Raw genomic sequence first — 19,885 nt, 5'->3', positions numbered from 1 at the left:
CCTAGTCCGCGATGGTTACGTCCGCAAACGGCACCAGGCCGAAAGGCTGGATTTCCACGCCGGAAACACCTTCACGCACGGTCGCCATCAGGGTGGAAACGGGAAGCGGGCAGGTGCCCCAGTCTTCCATCAGCATCGATTCGGCCTCGTGGTAGATCTCGTAGCGCTCTTCGTTGTCCGCCGTCATCGAAGCCTTGTCGATCAGTGCATCGAACCCGGCATTCTTCCAGCCGCGATTGTAGGGGCTGTCGGAATACCAGAGCTGCGAAAGGAAATAGAGACCATCGGGATAGCCCGCGCTCCAGCCCCAGGCGAAGAACGGTGTCTGCCCGGAATTGATGGACTTGAGATGCGTGCCGCGCTCCACCAGCTCGACCTCGACCGGCATGTTCAGGATCTCCTGAAGCTGGCTTGCGAAATACAGATGCTGGTTCTTGTTCGGCTCCGTGGTGCTCAGCTTGACGGGCGGCAGGCCCTCGCCATTCGGATAGCCCGCCTCGGCCAGAAGCTCCTTGGCTTTCTCCGGGTCATACTCGATCTTCGGCAGATCGGGATTGTAGCCGGCAACACCCTCGGTGATCTGGCCGTAAAGCGGCTTGGCGGCCCCGCTGTAAAGGCCGGCGATCATCGCATCCTGATCGAGCGAGCGGCAGATGGCTTCGCGCACCCGCTTGTCCTTGAATGGCTCGTAGAGATCCGAGTTCATGGCGAGGTAGCGTACCTGCGCGCGCGCTGCGGTGATGGCGCGCTCCTTCAGTTCGTCATTGCTCAGCACGCGCCGCATGCTCGGTCCATCGACCATCATGACGTCGAGATCGCCCGTTTCGAACATGGCCATGGCCGTCTCGGCAGAGGGAACAACCACGAAGTCGACGCCGTCAATTGCCGGCGCGCCGCCCCAATAATCTGAGTGCGCGGCCAGCTCGACCTTCTGTCCACGACTCCAGTTCTCGAATTTGAACGGACCGGTGCCGGCGGAAACGCTGTTGTACCAGTCGGCGCCTGCCTCTTCGACAATGCCGCTGTCAAAAAGGTAGATCGGATAGATTGGGAACAGCACATCCGGCTTGGTGAAGGCCACCTCCACCGTGTGATCATCAATGATGGTGACGCCTGAAAGCGTGTCGGCGCTTCCTTCCTTCATGGCGTCCGCACCGACCACAACGTCGAGATAGGGCGCGTTGAGGCCGGCCTTGTTGCCGGGGCGCAGGAGTTCTTCAAAGGAGAATTTTACATCCTTTGCCGTGAATTCGCGACCGGAATGGAATTTCACGCCTTCGCGCAGCTTGAAGCGAAAGCCGAGATTGCCTTCCAGCGGCTCCCAGCTCTCGGCAAGCGCTGGCACGACCTTGCCGTCGCCATCGATGGCGGTGAAGCTCTCATACATGTTCGAGATAACGTGGCCGGCAATCAGCTCGGAATAGGTGATCGGGTCGATCATGGAAGGGTCGGCCGAAATGTTCACACGCAGATCGGCTGCAAATGCCGAACCGGCCAGAATGGTGGTGGCCAGGGCGGTGGCGCCCAGTGTTTTTTTCAGGTTGTTTTTTGTCATGCTCGTTCCCCTCGGTTTGACAGTCCATTGCTTCGAGGCAATGGATCCCCATCGGCAGAACCCAACGGTTCCGACGTCAGCCTTCAAATGTTCAGTTGAGCGTCGTCCCTCCAGGCCGTTCCGGCTCTGCGGAGCCTGGAACTGGAACAACAATGTCGAGCCGGTATTGCCCCTCACCGTTTCCGACAACGTCTTCTGATCTTTCTTCCGATCAAAGTTAGACAAGAAATCTGGATTTCGCAATATGCATATGCATTATTGAGTGCGATCGGTTCCGTGCCTTCGACAAGGCCGGAGGGGGGATTTAAGGCATGGGCATGGGAGAGCTCGAAAACATGTCGATGAAGCGCGCAAAAAACAGCGCCGGGCGTCGCGTCACGCTGCATGAACGGATCCAGACGGATCTGGAAACCCGCATTCTTTCGGGCCAGTGGCACACCGGATTTCGCATTCCGACCGAGAAGGAACTGAGCGAACAATACGAGTGCTCGCGCATCACCGTTTCCAAGGTGCTCATGCTTCTGGCACAGAAGGGGCTCATAGAGACGCGCAAGCGTGCGGGCAGTTTCGTCAAGCGCCCGATCGCGCATTCGATCATCCTTCAGATCCTCGATCCGGCAAGCGTGGCCGAGCAGATGGGGCAGACCTATCGATACGAGTTTCTCGACCAGGTGGAACGCACGGCTGAGGATGCCGACTGCACGCAATTGCGCATTCCGGAGGGGAAGGGACATCACGTGCTTGCCGTTCGATGCCGGCATCATATCGGCGAGCGGGTGTATTGCTATGAAGAGCGGCTCATCAATCTCGATCTTTTGCCCGAAGCGCGATCGGTCGATTTCAAGACGACTCCTCCCGGCGACTGGCTGATCGATTATCTGCCGTGGCGCTCGGGCGATGTGGAAATCGGCTCCTCGCTTGTGGACGCGGCGCTTTCCCAAAAGCTTGCCACGCCCGAGGGCGCTGCGGTCACCAATATCGAGCGCGTTATCCATGCCAATGGCGCTGCGGTGTCATATGGGATGGCCTGGTACGCCGGCGACATGACCCGATTGAAGGCGCAATACCACACGGCGCCTGTGGCGCAGACCGCCGGACCGGCAACCGGCCTGGAGAAGGGGTGACCCGTCCGCCTCTGCGGCCGGGTCGTCATGACAGGGCCTGAAACGGGCCTATTGCCCGGTCTTCAGCCGGTCTTCCAGCGCTGCGTCGACTGCAAGGCCGAGCTTTTCGACGATCAGGTCGATGGTCTCCGCATCGGCGTTGTATGGCGGTGCCAGAAGGATGTGGTCGCCGCAGACGCCGTCGATTGTGCCACTTCCGGGGTAGATCATGAGGCCGATCTCCATCGCGCTTTTCTTGATCGCAGCGCCGATTTTCCAGTCGGGTGAAAAGGGCTCCCTGGTATCGCGGTGCTCAACCAGCTCAATGGCCTGCAGCAGGCCGCGCCCCCGCACATCGCCGATATGCGGATGATTGCCGAACCGGGCGAGCAGTCGCTCGCGCAACTGAGCGCCGCGAGAAACGACATTGTCGATGAGGCCGTCGTCGCGGATGACCTGCTGAACCGCGAGAGCGGCAGCGCAAGCCACCGGATGAGCTGAATAGGTATGTCCGTGCACGAAACTGCCGCTGCCGCCGGTGATGGTCTCGTAGACATTTTTCGAGCACATGACGGCGGCAATGGGCTGGTAGCCGCCGCCCAGCCCCTTGGCGAGCGTCAGGATATCGGGCACCACGTCCTCCTGCTCGCAGGCGAGAAAGCTGCCGGTTCTGCCGGAGCCGCACATCACCTCATCGAGAATGAGGAGCACCCCGTAGCGGTCGCAGATCTCGCGGATTTTCTGAAAATAGCCTTTTTCTGCGGCAACCGCGCCGGCGGTTGCACCCACAACCGTTTCGGCCAGGAAAGCGATGACGTTTTCAGGGCCGAGTTCCCTTATCTTGTCTTCAAGGAGGTTGGCGGCACGGTTTGCATAGTCTTCCGAACTCTCACCGGCATGGGCATAGCGATAGGCAAAGCAGGGCTCGATCTTGGGTTCTTCGAGCAGGAACGGCGCATAGGGTTTGCGCCGCGGCGGATTGCCCCCGACCGAGAGCGCGCCCAGCGTGTTGCCGTGGTAGCTCTGGTGCCTTGAGATCACGAGCCTGCGCGAAGGCTCGCCGCGTTCCACATGATACTGACGCGCCATCTTGATCGCCGCTTCGATGGATTCGGAACCACTGCCAACAAAATAGACCCGGTCGAGTGGGAGCGGCGTTGCCGCGCACAGGTGATCGGCGAGCTCTTCGGCTGCGCTGGAGGTGAAGAAGCTGGTATGCGCGTAGCTGATCTGTGCCATCTGCTGCTGGATCGCTTCAAGAACACGCATATCGCCGTGCCCGATGCAGGACACGGCGGCGCCGCCGCAGGCATCGATATAGCGTTTGCCGGTTTCGTCGATGATATGGGCGCCGCTCCCCCCGATAGCGACCGGAAGCGGGTTGCCGGGGGAGCGGTGAAAAACATGGGTCATTCGGATGTCTCTGTTATCGGGCGCGCCGGTGCGCGTGGTAGGAGCCGGAGGCGTAGAGCTGTTCTTCGATGGTGCCGATGCGTTCCATCGCCGTGTCCTGAAGCTCGGTGAGCATGGCGGCGGCAAGCCCTTCGACAACGCCGACTGCCGAAATCACCGACGGAAAGAAGGACGGGCTTTCGGCGGAAAAGAGCAGGCTGGTGGATGCATGGGGTTGCAGTGGTGTGGCGCGGCTGTCGCTCAGCGAAACCAGTTTCGCGCCGGAGGAGCGGATGCCCTCGGCCACCATGTCGATCTCGCGCGCATAGGGCTGGAAATTGATGGAGAGAACCGCATCGCGCTCCGTGAGCATGGCAAGGTCGGCCACCAGCGAAGAACCCTCGCTGCCGAGAAGCTCCACATTGGGCCGCAGCATCTTGCACAGATATGTGAAGGTAAGCCCCGGCCCACGACAACTCATGAAGGCGGCGACGTAGAGCCGCTCGGCATGTGCAAGCGTTTTGGCGGCCAAAGCGATGTCTGCGGTGGAATTGCTCTCCAGCGCATAGGCAAGGCTTGCCTCCTGCGCCTTGAAAGTCTCGGTCAGAAGGCCGCTGCCCTTGTCCTGTTTGACGGCGGCCACGGCCTTGTCGGCATAGCGCGCGGGCCCGGTCCTGAAACTTTCGGCGTAAACGGAACGCAGCTGCGACCAGTCGGCAAAATCCAGCGTGCGCGCCAGGCGCACGAGGGTGGCCGGCGCAACGCCGGCGCGGTTGGCGATCTCGCGCATGGAGAGGAGCACGACATCGTCGGGGTGATCGATCAGGTATCGCGCGCCATCGGCAAGCCGGCGGGGCAGGGTTTCAATCTGCGAGATCATGCGCTGTGTCAGCGCTTCAAGGTCTGTCATCTCTGCCATCCATTTACCCGCTTATCAGGCTGGGCAACCACAGGACGGTTGCCGGAAATGCGATGAGTATGGCGACCGTCACCACATCGGCAAGCAGGAACCAACCCACGCCGCGGAAGACATCGCTGATGGACACCCTGTCGGCGACCACATTCTTGATGACAAAGACATTGAGTCCCACCGGCGGTGTGATCAGCCCGATTTCCAGATATTTGGTGATCATGACACCGGCATAGATCAGGCTGATATCGGCGGTCTCAAAGATGGGCAGGAGGACCGGAAGGGTGAGCAGCATCACCCCGATGGGATCGAGGAACATGCCGAGCACCAGATAGATCAGCGACACCGCGATGATGATCAGAAGCGGCGACATGTCCTCTCCGATCAGCCCCTGCACATAGTCGGGGAAGCCCGCAAAGGCGAAAAGCCGGGTGAGAAGGGCTGCAGCCACGGCGATGAGGAAGATTGCGGAGGTGGAGCGGATTGTCTCGAACGCAGCCGCCTTCAGCGCCCCCCAGGAAAGTGTGCGCTTGGCAAAGCCGATGGCAATGGATGCGAGTGCTCCGATGGCGCCGGCTTCGGTTGCGGAGAAAAGCCCGGCAAAGATGCCGCCGAACACCGTGATGACGAGCAGGAAGAGCGGCCATGTCTCACCAAGTGCGAGCAACCGCTCGCGCCAGTCGACGCTGGTTTCGCGCGGGGCGAGCGCCGGGTTGTGCTTGACGCGAAGCAGGATCATCAGGCCGTACATGAGCGCGGTCAGAAGGCCCGGAATAACGGCACCGATGAAGAGCTCGCTGACGGGGACCTCGGCAAAAACGGCATAGAGAAGCAGAATGGTGCTCGGCGGAATGAGCGATCCCATCGTGCCGGCGGCGGCAATCGTGCCAACGGCAAGCTTGGCGTCATAGCCACGGTCGAGCATGGCCGGAACGGCGATCTTGCCCATCGCCGCCGCACAGGCAACCGACGAGCCGGTGACGGAGGAAAAAAGCGCGGCTCCACCCACCGAGGAGATGGCGAGCCCGCCCGGCAGGAAGTTGAGCCAGGCGCGCGCGACCCGGAAAAGCCCGTCTGTCAGTCCGGCGGAAAAGCACACATAACCCATGAACAGGAACATGGGGATGGCGCTCAGGCTCCAATGGGCGGCGAAGGCATGGGGGACCGAGCGCATGACGCCCCAGGTCGCGCGCTCTCCGACAAGAATGTACATGCCGACGATTGCGACGAGGCCCAGCGCCGCTGCAACGGGCACGCGCAGCGCAAGGAGGATCATGAGCGCCCCAAGCGCCCAGTAGACAAGGGTAATGCTATCCACGGTGAGGCCCTTATTGGTCGCTGTTTTGTGTCTGGGATGAAGCGGCGCGGGAAATCGCGCCAGCAGCACGGACAAGGCAGAGAAGTGCCGTCAGGAATCCCGCCACAGGCAGGAAGAAGCGCGGCGGCCATGTGATGACAGGGATCATGCCGACAATGAACTCGCCCTGACGATAGGCGCGCAGCGCCTGTTCAAACCCCGCATAGGCAATCAACGCCAGAAACGCGCCGAAGCAGATCAGCGCAAAGGCATCGAGTGCCGCCTGCGCCCTTGGTCCGAGCCCCTGATAGAAAAGATCGACGGCGATGTTCTCGTTGCGCCATTCGACATTGAGCAACGGAAGAAAGATGAGTGCGGGCATCCACCAGTCCGACACGATCTCCAGTGTCGAGGGCATCGGTTTGCCAAAGAGGTAGCGGCCGCCCACATCCAGACAGATCTGGAACATCATGACGACGAGACACAGGCTGGCCAGAAAGGCCAGAAGGCGGCCAATCCGGCCCAAAAAGAGATCGATGGTCTGCATGGTGGATCCCGGCTGATCAGAAGCATGGGGCGGCACCCGCAAGGGCGCCGCCGCGAGAGGCTCAAAGGCCGTATTCGGTTTCAGAAAGCTTGTCGAAAATCTCGGACTTCATGCGCTCTGCGAGGGCCTCGTCGGAAAGGCCGGATGCGGTGATCTCTTCCCACTTGGCCAAAGCGGCCTGATAGCTCTCGATCAGCGACTGCGCGTCGTCGACGCCGTAGACCTCCTTCGCCTTCGTCACAATCGCGGAAACGTCCTGGCTGTTGAAGCTGGCGATTTCGGCTTCAAGCGCCTCCGGCCTGTCCAGAACCTTCATGTCGTGATCGGCCGCTTCGGCCTTTGCTTCTTCGTTCTGCGCGACATAGGCGTTGGTCGTCGCAACGATGGCCTCGGCCATCTTGTCGAGCATGACGCGACGGTTTTCGGGGGTGAGCTCTGCCCAGCTGTCCTTGTTGAAGGCAAGCAGCGGGCCGGAATTGTAGACGCCAAAGCTGCCAAGCGTGATCGTGTCGGCCACATCCCACAGCGAGTGTGTTTTCAGCGAAGCGGCGGGCTGCATGGCAACATCGATAACACCCTTGTCGAGTGCCTCATACATCTCCGAGCTGGAGGTGTGGACGACGGTTGCGCCAGCTTCGCCGATCCAGCGATCCCATGCGCCACCGGGCGAACGAACGCGCTTGCCGGCAATATCCGCTGTCTTGCCGATCTCGCTCTTGCTGATCAGCGCATAGGGTGCGGTGGCATAGCTGCCGGTATAGACCACGTTCTGTTTGGAGAACTCGGCGATGCAGGGCGCGCAGTTCAAAAGCGTGAATTCGGTAACAGCGGCCGCAACGGCAAGGGAATTGCCGCTCAGCATGGCAAGCTCTGCCACAAGCTGGCTGGTGGGGAGCTGTGCCGGATTGTAGGTGAGCGCGAGAACGGAAGCATCGGCCACGCCATCGCCCAGACCGGTCAGGGTTTCCTTGCCGCCCAGAAGTGCGCCGCCTGAGACGAGGTTGAAGGTCACTTCGCCACTGGATGCTTCGGCCACCGCCGGAAAATATGTTTCATAGCCGGCGAAAATCGTCGGGTGCGAAGGGGCGACCCAGGAGCTGACGGTGAGTTCCATCGCAGCGGCGCTGGCCGTGCTGGCGGCCAGAGCGAAAATGGCGGCGGTGATGGTTTTCTTCATGTTACCCTCTGTTCTTTCAGGTTGAAGCGCTCCCGAGGCACATTTCGGAAGGGCAGTTTTGAAACGTCAGCCATGGCTGGCCCCAGCGTTTCGCAGGACTGGATGACGTCGAACCGGTTGCCGAATGCAGCCCGGAAATGGTTTTTCGCCTTGGCGAGCAGCACGGGCACCTGATCGATCTCAATGCCGTGCAGACGGAAATAGGCGCTGTCATTGGGAGACTGGCATCCGGTGGTCACGATGACTTTCAGGTTTCCCACGCGCAGCAGAGCTGTCGGACCGAGATCCACCTTCATGCCCCGCTCCATGGCGTCCTCGTTCTGGAAACGGCCATCGGTGGTGCGCAGGACTTCGGCCCTGGCAGGCGACCGGCTCGCCAAAGCGCGGGTCGAGCCTTGCGCCGAGACTGATGTCGAGCTCTGCACCAATGCCTGCCCGACGGGCTTTGGCCACGATCTCCGGTGCGGCGAAAAACGCAAACACGCTGCCATCCGGCAGTCCCGCATGTATGGCGGCCCTGAAGAGACCGGGCGTATCGCCAATCCCCCCGGAAAGGGGATTGTCGGCAGGCTCCAGAATTGCGACGCGGCGACCGTCGGCCCACGGGCGACTTGCGAGCACCGCCTCGGCAGTGGGAAGATCAGGCTGAAAGCGTGCCTGCGCGGCCTGCATGTAGCCGGCAACATGATCCGCCAGAGCCTGCCCCTGATATTTGTCTTCGCAGGTTACCAGAACGCCGGCATTGGCCTGTGGGACATCCGCATAGGCAAAGCTGGCAAAGGGGTAGGCGACCGGAAAGAGAGACTTGCCGCCGATCTTGATGCCTGCCGCCCTGGCTTCATTCTCGATGTCCAGCATGGGACCGGGCCCATCGGTGCGCATGTTGAAGCTTGGCAGGATCCTGTCGATTGTCTTAAGAACAACATGGCTCTTCACCCCGTCCGAGATGATAAGCGAAAGCATGTCCAGCGCGTCGCGTGCGGTCTCGGCCATGTCCACATGCGGATATGTCCGGTAAACGGTAGCGGCATTGAGCATGCCGGCAAGCTCCGGCGCGATGCAGGCATGCATGTCGAAGGACGCGGCAATGGGCAAATCGGGGAAACGGCGGCGCAGGGCCGCGACCAGCGTCGTCTCCGGGTCCCCATCGACGGTGCCGATACAGGCGCCATGGAGCGACAGATAAAGACCGTCTATGCCCTTCAACGCCGGGTCTTCGGCGATCTCGACCGTCAGTTGTTCGAGAAGTTCCTGATCCACAGGACCTGCGGGAGCAGCCGAAGCGCAGCGCGAGAAAACCAGATCCACATCATTGCGCAGCTCTGCCCAGGCAATTGCGCCGCCAGGTTCTGTTGCCGTGCCGCGATAATGCGCGATGCAGCTCTCTCCGCGGAACCATTCCCGCGCCTCAAAATGCTCCAGTCGTGTCTGGCAGACCGAAAACGAGTTTGCTTCGTGCCAGAGGCGGGCGATGCCGATACGCATACATTATCCGACGAAATATAAAACAAATGTTCCGTATCATAAAAAATAATTGTTTTGTTTTGTCAACCGTTCGAACCTCCGCTGGCTTTCTCCCTGTGGAGAGCGCCGCGGTGCCGGGACCTCAAAAAGGAAAATCGCCCGACCGGCAACCACCGGCGGGCGACTGATTTCGAAGGGAATAGGTCAGTTCGTCAGATCCTATGCGGATGAGAAGGCCAATGCGTGAGAACGCTCAGGGCGTCCGGCTCTGCCGGGGGCTCTGCATCAATCGTCGCGGGCGCAGTAGAGCCTGTGCAGCGTTTCCAGTACGGCGACGGCCTCATGGCCCTTGACGCCGTAATAGATCGTCTGTCCGGCCCGGCGGCCCTCGACCAATCCGGCTTCTTTCAGCTTCTTCAACTGCTGTGACATGGTGGACTGTGAAACCCCACAGGCTTGCGCAAGGGCGCCCACCGACTTTTCGCCCTCGAGCAGGCGGCAGAGAATCTGCAAACGCGCCTCGGAGGCCAGCATCGTCATCAATGTCGCCGCGCTCGCGATATCGCCATCGAGGAAGTCCTCTACGTTTTTCATATTACGCTCATTGAATATTAAGTATGTCGAATATATAGTATTGAGCAGATCGATACAAGCCCACCCTCTCAAAGGGGGGCGCATCGCGGAGATGGAACATGGAAACCGAATTCACCCCCTGGCTGTCGCTCGGTGGAGGCATGATGATCGGGGCCTCGGCGGTTCTGCTGATGGGCACCAACGGCCGCATCGCGGGCATCAGCGGCCTGACGGCCAAGATTTTCACCCGCAGCACCGAAGGAGGGGAGCGCGGCGTTTCGGCACTGTTCGTGCTGGGGCTGCTGCTGGCCGCGCCGCTGTGGCTCTTGGTCTCGGGTAGCTGGCCGCAGCAATGGGTGCCGTCGAACCCGGTTCTCATGGCGGTCGCCGGTCTGCTGGTCGGATTCGGCGCGAGCTATGGCAATGGCTGCACCTCAGGCCATGGGGTCTGCGGGATCAGCCGAGGCTCGGCCCGTTCGATCGTGGCAACCGTAACCTTCATGGCGACGGCCATTGCGACCGTCTTCGTCATGCGTCACCTCATCGGAGTCTGACATGAAACAGATTTTCGCGCTTCTCTCCGGACTGATCTTCGGCCTTGGCCTGATTGTCTCCGGCATGGCCAATCCGGCGAAGATTCTCAACTTTCTGGATGTATTTGGCACTTGGGATCCGAGTCTCGCCTTTGTCATGGGCGGGGCCATCGCCGTTACGGCACCGGGCTTCGCGCTGCTCTTTCGCAGCTGTCAGAAACCGCTGTTCGACAGCGTCTTTCGGCTCCCCACGCGCAACGACCTGGAGCTGAAACTGCTCACCGGGGCCGCGATCTTTGGCATCGGCTGGGGGGTGGGCGGCTTTTGCCCTGGCCCCGCGCTAACCGCCCTGCCTGTGGCCGCGACCGGAACACTGACCTTCGTGCCCTTCATGCTCGTTGGAATGTGGGCCGCACGCCATACGCCTGACCTCACACCCAATGCACGTAAAGGAGCCTCATGATGAGCGATCCGCTGAATGCTCCCCTCGTCCGCCACTCCCCTTCGACGGGGGATCGGAGTCCTGATGTCTGGGGAATTTACGAACCGGACACCGGGTCGATCCAATATATCTGCGCCGATCCAGCGACGAAGAAGGCCGCACTGATCGATGTAGTGTGGAACTTTAACCCGAAGAACTACCGGTTCTCGACCGAGAGCATGGAACAGGTATTGGACCTTGTGGCGGAAAACGGCCTTACCGTGGAGTGGGTGCTCGACACTCACCCCCATGCGGATCACGTGATGGCCTCGGCCCAACTGAAGGAGCGTACAGGCGCACCGAATGCCATCGGAGCACTGGTGCCGGAGATCGCCAAGATCTGGGCGGATCTCTATAACCTGCCCGATGCCTTCGACCCGAGCCAGGATTTCGACCACCTGTTTCAGGAAGGCGAGACCTTCAAGATCGGCGAGTTGGACGTGAACGTGATGCTTTCGCCCGGGCATACGCTGGGCTCGATCTCTTACGTTTGCGGTGATGCCGCCTTTGTGCATGACACACTGATGCAGCCCGACGCGGGCACCTCGCGCTCGGACTTCCCCGGTGGCGTGACGGCGGAGCTCTGGGACTCGATTCAAGACATCCTGTCTCTGCCCGAGAAAACCCGCCTTTTTGTCGGCCATGACTATGGCACCAAGGAGCGCAAAGAACCGATATGGGAAGCCACCGTCGGTGAGCACAAGGCCAACAACATTCACGTCAGAGAGGGCACCAGGCGCGAGGACTATATAGAGCGGCGCCAGACCCGCGACGCGACGCTGTCGCTGCCGAACCGTATCCTTGCTGCCTTGCAGATCAACTTGCGCGGCGGGCGACTGCCAGCAGCCGAGGATGACGGCAACCACTACCTGAAACTGCCGGTCAACCGGTTCGACTGAACTTGATCAGGTGGCCCTGCGAGGCTGCCCCTGCCTGTGTTGGATAACCTAACATGACCCTGCCCTCGCTTGCGCAATACCTACCGATCCTCCACTGGGGACGCCGCTATGACCGTGGCCAGGCCACTGGCGACATGGTGGCTGCCGTGATCGTTACGATCATGCTGATCCCGCAGTCCCTGGCCTATGCGCTGTTAGCGGGGATGCCACCCGAGGCGGGGATCTATGCGTCCATCGCGCCGATCATGCTGTATGCCATCTTTGGGACCAGCCGGGCGCTGGCGGTGGGGCCGGTGGCCGTGGTCTCGCTAATGACGGCGGCGGCGGTGGGCGAGATAGCCCAAAGCGGCACGGCGGGCTATGTAACAGCGGGGCTGACACTGGCGTTCGTCTCAGGGGCGATGTTGCTGGCGCTTGGCCTGTTTCGGCTCGGCTTCTTGGCGAATTTCCTGTCTCATCCGGTCATCGCAGGGTTCATCACCGCTTCCGGCATTCTCATTGCGGCTAGCCAGTTGCGCCATATTCTGGGGATCGAAGCGGAGGGGCATACGCTGGTGGAAATTCTCGCCAGCCTCTGGGCGCATCTGGATGAGGTAAACCTCATTACCGCACTGCTAGGTGTGACCGCGACAGGTTTCCTGTTCTGGGTGCGCGGCGGGCTGAAACCACTGCTCAGGCGCCTCGGGCTGGGGCCGCGCATGGCGGATATCGGCGCCAAGACAGGGCCCGTGCTGGCGATCGTCGGCACCACGCTGGCGGTGTGGGCCTTCGGACTCGACGCGCACGGCGTGGCGATCGTGGGCGAAGTGCCGCAGAGCCTGCCACCGCTGACCCTGCCTTCGCTCTCGCCTGACCTGCTGTCGCAGCTTTTCGTTCCGGCTCTCCTGATCTCCGTCATCGGCTTTGTGGAGAGTATCTCGGTGGCGCAAACCCTCGCCGCCAAGAAGCGCCAGCGGATCGACCCGGACCAAGAGCTGATCGGCCTCGGCAGCGCTAACCTCGGGGCCGCGTTCACCGGCGGCTTCCCGGTTACCGGCGGTTTCTCGCGCTCGGTCGTGAATTTTGATGCAGGGGCAGAGACGCCGGCGGCCGGGGCTTTCACCGCCGTTGGTCTGGCGCTTGCCGCGCTGTTTCTGACTCCGCTGATCTATTTTCTCCCCAAGGCCACCTTGGCCGCCACGATCATCGTCGCGGTCCTGAGCCTTGTCGATTTCTCAATACTGAAACGGGCATGGGCCTTCAGTCACGCCGATTTCGCCGCCGTCAGCGTAACGATCCTTCTTACGCTGCTTTTCGGGGTCGAGGCAGGAGTGACCGCGGGGGTGGTTACCTCGATCCTCGTGCATCTTTTCAAGACCTCGCGCCCGCATATGGCCGTGGTGGGGCCGGGTGCCCGGGACCGAGCACTTCCGCAACGTGCTGCGACATGAGGTCGAGACCCAACCGCATGTGCTGAGCTTGCGTGTCGACGAGAGCCTCTATTTCCCCAATGCGCGCTTTCTGGAGGACCAACTTTCGCGCTATGCGGCCGACAAACCCGATTTGACGGATGTCGTCCTCATGTTCCCGGCGGTGAATGAGATCGATCTGTCGGCGCTGGAATCGCTCGAGACGATCAATACACGGCTGAATGACGCGGGTGTCCGGCTGCATTTGAGTGAGGTGAAGGGCCCGGTGATGGATCGGTTGAAGCGCAGCCATTTCCTCGAAGAGCTTACCGGTGACGTGTTCCTTAGCCAACATGAGGCCGCCTGCAAGCTGGGCGAATCCGGGCCCCGATAGGCTGCTCGCCAGACCGCCTGATCGGGTGATCAAATGCGGCCATCCGTTCTGCTCGCAGCGAACGGCTGCTTAGCAGATCGCGCCGAATTCATTCCAACGATCGATTTGCAGGCGCAATGCTGCCAGCCCCGCCTTCGCGATCGCAGATCTGTCGCCCGCTAAGTAGCTGGTAGCGCAAGCCGCCACACTCCCTGCAAACTGCCAAGCCTGGTTCAAAGCTGCGTTGTCTCGAACGCCACCGAGGCAATGAGAGGCAAGGAGACGGATTGAGACAATCAATCCCTACCAGCGTCAATTAGATGGATGGAGCGGTGGGTTGAGAACTCGCGGCATTCGCCAACTTCTTGAAAATGCATTCTTTTGAAGAAAGAAATGGTGCCCAGAGGCGGATTCGAACCACCGACACGCGGATTTTCAGTCCCCCTCTGAGAACACCGATAGTTCAACAGGAACAACACCTTAGATAACCCGACGATCAGTCCTGTCACACTGGTGTCACAGGAGATGATCAATGGCGACCATTCGGAAGCGCGGCAACAAATGGCAGGTACAGGTTCGGCGTAAGGGTGTTCCTCCGCAAAACAAGTCGTTCTCTACCCGAAAAGATGCGGAGCAATGGGCAAGGAAGATTGAGAGCAACATTGATCTTGGTCGGCATATAGACATGTCCGCGCTGAACGATCTCACCCTTGGCGCACTGCTCGAAAGGTATGGGCGAGAAATCACACCATCAAAAAAGGGAAGAGATGCTGAAGAGCGTCGACTGGCGCGGCTCCAAAGAGATCGGATTGCTACTACACCCTTAGTTGCCCTCGATGCTCCTACCCTCTGCAAATTTCGAAATCGGAGAAACAAGGACGGTCTGAGAGCCAGCCAGTACGATCTTGTACTGATCAGGCATGCTATCGAAATCGCGAGGAAAGAATGGGGATTATCCCTTGCTTCAAACCCTGTTGACCAAATCAGAATCCCGATGGGCATCAAGTCGAGGAACCGTCGTCTTGAACAAGGCGAGTTTGAAGCTTTGCGTGAAGCTGCGAGATACAGCCGCTCACCCTACCTCTGGCCGGCAATTGAATTGGCAATTGAAACCGCGATGCGCCGGAGCGAACTATTGAGCTTGAATTGGGACAATATTGATCTGGATAATAATCTTGCTTTCTTGCCAGATACCAAGAATGGGCATCCAAGGCAGGTTCCTTTGACACCCGCAGCCAACGCCATTCTGTCACGACTTCCACGCCGCACCGAGCGGGTTTTACCGACTACCGACACGGCGCTCAGGCAGGCTTGGGATAGGCTTGTAGAACGAGCTGGCATTAGTGACCTTCGTTTTCATGATCTACGGCATGAAGCAGTTAGCCGCTTCTTTGAACGAGGACTGAATGTTGCTGAAGTAGCATTGATCAGTGGTCATAGAGATCCGCGTATGTTGTTTCGATATACGCATCTGAAATCTCAAGATGTAGCGCAAAAATTGTGCGCGCTATCAGGCGAATAATTGTTCAACTTGGGAGAGATTGAAATGAATCGCATGACGGCGTTTGTGATTGTTAAATTGGTCGTCTTTACAATGCTTTGGATACCTTGTGCGGCTAGGGCCGAATCGGTTTCGAGTATCCCGAAATTCCGCTCATACCCAGTAGAGGTTTATCGCGGCCCAGTTAGCGCCCCAAACCTGTCATCGCATAGTCGAGCCAATAAATACCGAACTCGTCTTCGAAACGCAGCCAAAGGGCGTGTGAATTTTGCAGGTCATTACATCTTAACTTCTTGGGGGTGCGGAACAACTTGCGTAGCCGGCGCTGTGCTGGACGCCCGAAATGGAGACGTGTTTTTCCTTCCATTTAGCGTGTGCTGTTGGGGAAATGTAGACGATGGTTTTCGGCCGATAGAGTTTCGGAAGGATAGTACGTTGCTTGTCGTCGCGGGCTTGAGAAACGAGCAAGGGACGATGGGTGCACACTTCTATAACTTTCAGTCTGGAGAATTCGTGCATCTCCAAACAATCGAGACTGATGAACATTTCGGCAATGGCGATCAGTCGGAGGAATATGGAAGTACGCTTATTGCGAACGATAGTGCGGATTTAGCCCTTCAGAATTCGAGAGATTGTATGTTGACCGCCGTCCCGCTCTTAGATGACAAAGTGTCACCAGCAAGTGACATCGCTAAAGCTGTCGTCATTGCCTGCTCAGATCAATTGAAGAAATACGCTGCGCTGTCAGCCCGCCAGCACCGCCTTACAGTTTTGCGGACCACTAAACTTGCCAAAGAGGCAGCCTATGAGAGCGCTCTTGTAATGGTGCTTCAGTATAGAGGAGAGAGGAAAATCCGACAATGAGAGCGCATCTTGCCGCGCTTCCGAATGGTCGCCATTGATCATCTCCTGTGACACCAGTGTGACAGGACTGATCGTCGGGTTATCTAAGGTGTTGTTCCTGTTGAACTATCGGTGTTCTCAGAGGGGGACTGAAAATCCGCGTGTCGGTGGTTCGAATCCGCCTCTGGGCACCACTTTTCCCGAGATAAATCCCTATAAATCAATCCTTTAACGACTTTATCGTGAATCTTGTCGGCTCTGTCGTCAAGCCCCGTGTCACATTTTGAACTTCCCAGGTGTGACACCAGTGTGACGGCCTATTGCTTCTTCAGAAGTAGCCTAAGGGTACCCGGGGGGAGAACTGCTGCCTCCCTTCTTACGTTGGCGCTTCAGATTTTTCTGCTAGTTCGGAGTCCCCACTTTCGTTTTCACGCCCCTGTCTGTCTTTGTCAGGCTTCGTCAGCGAAACAGACGCGGATCCGGTCCCCACTCCTACAGTTCAACCTTGGAGCACCATCTTGCTGCTGGCACTGACAGAAGCGCATTTAGTCTTTCCTGAAGATACTCCGCATAACGGGAAGATGGTTTGTTCCGGTGGGTGTCGGTAATCAGAAGACGAACCACAGACGTCCAGAAGTGGTGTCTGTCCTGGTGGAGGAAGACATCGTTCAGCTCGACAAACTGGACCGTCAGAAATGCCCACCAGAGCCGCTCTGCCAGTCCCCTATTGTTCTCCCCAGGGTAACACTGCCGGATCCTCTCTACCTGCCCCACAGCGGCTTCATAGGCCGCCCTACGGATGCGCCCCCTGGTGTCCTGGAAGTGGATGGGACGAGGTTCGAAGGCACTCTCAGCGATCTTCTGAAGCAGTCCTTGTACCTCTTCGTCGGTCCCTATCTGTGGCCCTAGAACTTTCCTCAGATAGCGTTGATGGACGACAAGGAGCTGCTTGCCTGGTCCTGTGACAGGTGCTCCATAATGGCGAACCAAGGAACGGTGATAGGCACAGTAACGCCCCTTGCCAACCCGAACACAGTGGGGAGCACTACAAGGCTGGTCTTTGATTGAATCCATACGGTAATATGGCATATGAACTGCACAAATTTAATGCGGGCAAACCTCTATAAGACCCTTATAGAGACTTGCCTGCATTAAGATGGAGCAAGATCGCAAATCACGACACTCAATGACAGTATTGCCATCCGATTTCGCCGCTGAAATGGAGCGGTTGTGGACTTTGAAGTTGGGCAATGTCTCCGGTCCTGCCTTCCGGGAGCTTTGGACCAGGATGGGGGAGACGTTCCACCTGGCAATCCAACAGAATATGAAGGCAAGCGCCCTCTCAATTGCTCCAGCATGGCAGGTTTTAGCGCCCGAGATGGGCGTCGGGAAGACGCAAGGCGCGTTGCTGTACCTGGCAATGATGGCAAAGACTTCCAGAAAACTTTCACCGCCGCTACAAATTGGCGGTCTCTTCGTCGCTCGAACCATTCAGCAATGCGAGGACGCCGCACGCACGATTAATGAGCTTGCCGGCTTCGAGGCTGCCATTACGCGACACTCGTCCAACGCGGTCACCTTGCAAGAATGCCGGCATTTCCCGGTGGTAGTGATTACACATGCTGCTGTCACGCAGTCCTGGGCACAATCATATTCTGGGATAGTCGACGCCTACGGGAGCTGGGAAGGCGGGCGTCGGTGCCTCGTTATCATCGATGAGGCCCTTGGCCAATGCAGTTGAATTCCATTCAGTTGACGAAGGTTCATTGCACCGGGTGTTGGGGCTTCGCGTCTCTGCGGAGTTTAAGGCAAAGCATCGGCAGGCTTTCGCCGCAGTCTCATCAATGCTCGATTTCTTCAAGGCTGTCTCAAGCCGTGTTGAAGAGATTTCGCCCATATGGAGCGAGCAAGATCCACTTTCCAGCGGGCAGATAGATGAGCTGGAGATACTCTTCCGCCAAATGGTGTCGGACTTGAAATCCGTATCGTCATACCACCCAGTTTGGAACGATCCCGATAGCAAGAATGCGGAACTGCAGCATGTATGGGAGACCCTCTCTGCGATCATCCAGCTATATCGGCATTGGGCACTCTTCTCGATTCAAGGTTCGCGTAAGGCTCTAACCACCGGAAAAGAGAAGGTGCCGCATTTCTTTGCACCCGTAGTGCTGAATGCAACCGCGAACCAAGATCCCGTGTTGGACTACCGGCGCGCCAAGCTTGTTCCGCTTCCCAAGGTGCGAAGCTATCGAAACTTGACGATTCACATCCTCCGCTCCAGCGGCATTGGCAAGGAGGCAATGCGCGAAGCTGGTGAAGCGCGGCTTAGACACTTGGCGCAATTCGTCTCCGAGCACACTAAGCCAGGAGACAAGTGGATGGTGGTAACGCATCTGGCGACCGAGGCACTGGCAAGAAAGCACCTCCCTGAGGAGATTGCATTAACTGGACATTGGGGCAGCCTCGACGGCCTCAACGACTTTCGCGACTGCAACAAGGCAGTACTGTTTGGCCTGAGTTTCCGGGATCGAGCATGGCCGGTGAACATTTATTTTGCGTTGAGAGGTGCTCAAACAAAAGAGTGGCTTCGATCCAAGGAAGCAAAGGCCATTCGTCACAGACTTGAGGTGATGTCGATTGCCGCACAGGTGATCCAGGCCTTGGGCCGCCCGCGCAGTCGCAAGGTGATAGATGAAGAGGGCAACTGTTTGCCGACAGAGGTTTTTGTTACCCTTCCGAAGACCGTTCTGGGAAGAGATGTTGAGAGCGCAATTCGCGAGGCCTTCACCGGCGCGGTTATACGCGACTGGGAGTACGACTTAGATGGTTCGGGGGGAACTACCAACCAAAAAGTATCGTCAAGAGAAGCGCTAATAATAGCAATGAAAAATAAAAACCCTGGAAGGTATTTAATATCTGACGTTTTCAAGGAAATAGGATTGAATAAAAATGAAGAAAGAAACATTAAAGATGCCTTGAGAAAAAAGCGCTCTATATTATACGATCTAAACAGAATAGGAGTTGCTTATTCCGCAGAAAAATCCGGAAGATATTCAAAGACATTCCTAATCAAACGTTAAAATACAGAGAAATTTACTAAACCCATTGGTTTTAAATAGATTTTATTTTTCGGTCGTTTCTGCTTAGGTCGCAGAGACTTAATGGGGTGTTTGAAGTTTCTAGCGTTCTTATATTGTGAACTTAATCCCCATATCATCCTTAGAATTTTACCCCTTCCCCTTTTTTTCTCTTAAATGTATGCGTAGCACATTTTCGCTAGACGTCTTGCAATTGAATTCGACGGCATCTCGGATAACCCACAGGTCGGGGCCTTGATCGAATCTATCTGCGTTAAAGATACTAAGTCGACATTCTTAATGCAGAACAACGGATCTCTTGAGGCTTTTGATCATCGGCTCCCGCAGAGATAAATCCCACTGATTAAGCACGGACTCAAAAAATACTTCATGAAACTCGTCCAAAATGGAGATCCATAACGCCTAGGGTGCGGCAGCGATTCACCGAGTTGCCGACGCCGTGCGCGTGCTATTTATAACGGGCGCTGCTGAGGGTGCTCGCAAGGATCCCTTGTAAATCCGGCAGTTGCTACGGCTCGACCGTGCGAATATTCCACTTCCGGGAAGTGGAGTTACTTGCTATCTACCCGCGCAAGCCGGCCAAGACGATCCCGATCTTATGTTCAATAGAGCAATGATCAAATGCCAGACGCTTGAGGTCTCAGGCAAGTCTGACCGTGGCACTTTTGATGATCTGAATTTTCTAACTGTCCTCGCTCAGGCTGCAGCATCAGCGCTCATTGTAGACAATAGGAAAAAGGGTCAAAAAGAA

At 58.0% G+C, this 19,885-nt stretch carries 17 protein-coding genes and 1 pseudogene; 9 read left to right on the top strand and 9 right to left on the bottom strand.

Annotated features, from left to right (window positions below):
- Nucleotide 1 precedes the first annotated feature (1 nt).
- Nucleotides 2-1,555: an ABC transporter substrate-binding protein gene (locus AB2N04_RS17905; protein ID WP_367716017.1), complete on the bottom strand. Its 1,554-nt coding sequence runs from the start codon at nucleotides 1,553-1,555 to the stop codon at nucleotides 2-4.
- 335 nt (nucleotides 1,556-1,890) lie between these two features.
- Here AB2N04_RS17905 and AB2N04_RS17900 point away from each other — a divergent pair, with 335 nt between their 5' ends.
- The gene (locus tag AB2N04_RS17900; RefSeq protein WP_367716016.1) at nucleotides 1,891-2,679 is read left to right on the top strand and encodes a UTRA domain-containing protein; all 789 of its coding nucleotides are present in this window, start codon (nucleotides 1,891-1,893) and stop codon (nucleotides 2,677-2,679) included.
- 48 nt (nucleotides 2,680-2,727) lie between these two features.
- Here AB2N04_RS17900 and AB2N04_RS17895 read toward each other — a convergent pair whose 3' ends face one another.
- The 8 genes from AB2N04_RS17895 to AB2N04_RS17860 form a co-directional block, all read right to left on the bottom strand.
- The gene (locus tag AB2N04_RS17895) at nucleotides 2,728-4,071 is read right to left on the bottom strand and encodes an aspartate aminotransferase family protein (RefSeq protein WP_367716014.1); all 1,344 of its coding nucleotides are present in this window, start codon (nucleotides 4,069-4,071) and stop codon (nucleotides 2,728-2,730) included.
- Nucleotides 4,072-4,084: 13 nt separating this feature from the next.
- The gene (locus AB2N04_RS17890) at nucleotides 4,085-4,969 is read right to left on the bottom strand and encodes a MurR/RpiR family transcriptional regulator (protein WP_367716012.1); all 885 of its coding nucleotides are present in this window, start codon (nucleotides 4,967-4,969) and stop codon (nucleotides 4,085-4,087) included.
- A gap of 4 nt (nucleotides 4,970-4,973) precedes the next feature.
- Nucleotides 4,974-6,278 carry a TRAP transporter large permease gene (locus AB2N04_RS17885; protein ID WP_367716010.1) on the bottom strand — a complete coding sequence of 435 codons (1,305 nt, stop codon included), beginning with the start codon at nucleotides 6,276-6,278 and terminating at the stop codon, nucleotides 4,974-4,976.
- Nucleotides 6,279-6,288: 10 nt separating this feature from the next.
- Entirely contained in the window at nucleotides 6,289-6,804 is a 516-nt protein-coding gene (locus tag AB2N04_RS17880) for a TRAP transporter small permease subunit (protein ID WP_367716008.1), read from the bottom strand.
- 61 nt (nucleotides 6,805-6,865) lie between these two features.
- A complete protein-coding gene (locus tag AB2N04_RS17875; protein WP_367716006.1) occupies nucleotides 6,866-7,981 on the bottom strand; it encodes a C4-dicarboxylate TRAP transporter substrate-binding protein in 1,116 nt (371 codons plus the stop codon).
- A complete protein-coding gene (locus AB2N04_RS17870) occupies nucleotides 7,978-8,289 on the bottom strand; it encodes an MlrC C-terminal domain-containing protein (protein WP_367716005.1) in 312 nt (103 codons plus the stop codon). The genes AB2N04_RS17875 and AB2N04_RS17870 overlap by 4 nt, the downstream gene beginning before the upstream one ends.
- Nucleotides 8,192-9,466 carry a M81 family metallopeptidase gene (locus AB2N04_RS17865; RefSeq protein WP_367716003.1) on the bottom strand — a complete coding sequence of 425 codons (1,275 nt, stop codon included), beginning with the start codon at nucleotides 9,464-9,466 and terminating at the stop codon, nucleotides 8,192-8,194. The genes AB2N04_RS17870 and AB2N04_RS17865 overlap by 98 nt, the downstream gene beginning before the upstream one ends.
- Nucleotides 9,467-9,730: 264 nt before the next feature.
- The gene (locus tag AB2N04_RS17860) at nucleotides 9,731-10,039 is read right to left on the bottom strand and encodes an ArsR/SmtB family transcription factor (protein WP_367716001.1); all 309 of its coding nucleotides are present in this window, start codon (nucleotides 10,037-10,039) and stop codon (nucleotides 9,731-9,733) included.
- Between the two features lie 98 nt (nucleotides 10,040-10,137).
- Here AB2N04_RS17860 and AB2N04_RS17855 point away from each other — a divergent pair, with 98 nt between their 5' ends.
- From AB2N04_RS17855 to AB2N04_RS17820, 8 genes and pseudogenes are all read left to right on the top strand, one after another.
- Nucleotides 10,138-10,572 (top strand): YeeE/YedE family protein, encoded by a 435-nt coding sequence (locus tag AB2N04_RS17855; protein ID WP_367715999.1) that lies wholly within the window; start codon nucleotides 10,138-10,140, stop codon nucleotides 10,570-10,572.
- A gap of 1 nt (nucleotide 10,573) precedes the next feature.
- Entirely contained in the window at nucleotides 10,574-11,014 is a 441-nt protein-coding gene (locus tag AB2N04_RS17850) for a DUF6691 family protein (RefSeq protein WP_367715997.1), read from the top strand.
- Nucleotides 11,014-11,931 carry an MBL fold metallo-hydrolase gene (locus tag AB2N04_RS17845; RefSeq protein WP_367715996.1) on the top strand — a complete coding sequence of 306 codons (918 nt, stop codon included), beginning with the start codon at nucleotides 11,014-11,016 and terminating at the stop codon, nucleotides 11,929-11,931. The genes AB2N04_RS17850 and AB2N04_RS17845 overlap by 1 nt, the downstream gene beginning before the upstream one ends.
- A gap of 53 nt (nucleotides 11,932-11,984) precedes the next feature.
- Nucleotides 11,985-13,713, top strand: a pseudogene (locus tag AB2N04_RS17840) (SulP family inorganic anion transporter).
- A gap of 511 nt (nucleotides 13,714-14,224) precedes the next feature.
- Nucleotides 14,225-15,214: a site-specific integrase gene (locus AB2N04_RS17835; RefSeq protein WP_367715994.1), complete on the top strand. Its 990-nt coding sequence runs from the start codon at nucleotides 14,225-14,227 to the stop codon at nucleotides 15,212-15,214.
- A gap of 414 nt (nucleotides 15,215-15,628) precedes the next feature.
- Nucleotides 15,629-16,057, top strand: a complete 429-nt coding sequence (locus AB2N04_RS17830) for a hypothetical protein (protein WP_367715992.1) — start codon at nucleotides 15,629-15,631, stop codon at nucleotides 16,055-16,057.
- Between the two features lie 1,165 nt (nucleotides 16,058-17,222).
- Nucleotides 17,223-17,777 carry a hypothetical protein gene (locus tag AB2N04_RS17825; RefSeq protein ID WP_367715990.1) on the top strand — a complete coding sequence of 185 codons (555 nt, stop codon included), beginning with the start codon at nucleotides 17,223-17,225 and terminating at the stop codon, nucleotides 17,775-17,777.
- Nucleotides 17,761-19,116 (top strand): hypothetical protein, encoded by a 1,356-nt coding sequence (locus AB2N04_RS17820; RefSeq protein WP_367715988.1) that lies wholly within the window; start codon nucleotides 17,761-17,763, stop codon nucleotides 19,114-19,116. The genes AB2N04_RS17825 and AB2N04_RS17820 overlap by 17 nt, the downstream gene beginning before the upstream one ends.
- The last annotated feature ends 769 nt before the right edge of the window (nucleotides 19,117-19,885 follow it).

Origin of the sequence: Nitratireductor sp. GISD-1A_MAKvit, from assembly GCF_040819555.1 — a bacterium.
Taxonomy (GTDB): domain Bacteria; phylum Pseudomonadota; class Alphaproteobacteria; order Rhizobiales; family Rhizobiaceae; genus Nitratireductor.
Note: the sequence above shows the minus strand (reverse complement) of the source record. Positions and strands in the feature narration are given on the sequence as shown.

Excerpts from the sequence above, each read along its gene's own strand:
- AB2N04_RS17905 (WP_367716017.1), bottom strand. The coding sequence starts at position 1,555 with ATGACAAAAAACAACCTGAAAAAAACACTGGGCGCCACCGCCCTGGCC.
- AB2N04_RS17900 (WP_367716016.1), top strand. The coding sequence starts at position 1,891 with ATGTCGATGAAGCGCGCAAAAAACAGCGCCGGGCGTCGCGTCACGCTG.
- AB2N04_RS17895 (WP_367716014.1), bottom strand. The coding sequence starts at position 4,071 with ATGACCCATGTTTTTCACCGCTCCCCCGGCAACCCGCTTCCGGTCGCT.
- AB2N04_RS17890 (WP_367716012.1), bottom strand. The coding sequence starts at position 4,969 with ATGGCAGAGATGACAGACCTTGAAGCGCTGACACAGCGCATGATCTCG.
- AB2N04_RS17880 (WP_367716008.1), bottom strand. The coding sequence starts at position 6,804 with ATGCAGACCATCGATCTCTTTTTGGGCCGGATTGGCCGCCTTCTGGCC.
- AB2N04_RS17875 (WP_367716006.1), bottom strand. The coding sequence starts at position 7,981 with ATGAAGAAAACCATCACCGCCGCCATTTTCGCTCTGGCCGCCAGCACG.
- AB2N04_RS17870 (WP_367716005.1), bottom strand. The coding sequence starts at position 8,289 with ATGGAGCGGGGCATGAAGGTGGATCTCGGTCCGACAGCTCTGCTGCGC.
- AB2N04_RS17865 (WP_367716003.1), bottom strand. The coding sequence starts at position 9,466 with ATGCGTATCGGCATCGCCCGCCTCTGGCACGAAGCAAACTCGTTTTCG.
- AB2N04_RS17860 (WP_367716001.1), bottom strand. The coding sequence starts at position 10,039 with ATGAAAAACGTAGAGGACTTCCTCGATGGCGATATCGCGAGCGCGGCG.
- AB2N04_RS17855 (WP_367715999.1), top strand. The coding sequence starts at position 10,138 with ATGGAAACCGAATTCACCCCCTGGCTGTCGCTCGGTGGAGGCATGATG.
- AB2N04_RS17850 (WP_367715997.1), top strand. The coding sequence starts at position 10,574 with ATGAAACAGATTTTCGCGCTTCTCTCCGGACTGATCTTCGGCCTTGGC.
- AB2N04_RS17845 (WP_367715996.1), top strand. The coding sequence starts at position 11,014 with ATGAGCGATCCGCTGAATGCTCCCCTCGTCCGCCACTCCCCTTCGACG.
- AB2N04_RS17835 (WP_367715994.1), top strand. The coding sequence starts at position 14,225 with ATGGCGACCATTCGGAAGCGCGGCAACAAATGGCAGGTACAGGTTCGG.
- AB2N04_RS17825 (WP_367715990.1), top strand. The coding sequence starts at position 17,223 with ATGACAGTATTGCCATCCGATTTCGCCGCTGAAATGGAGCGGTTGTGG.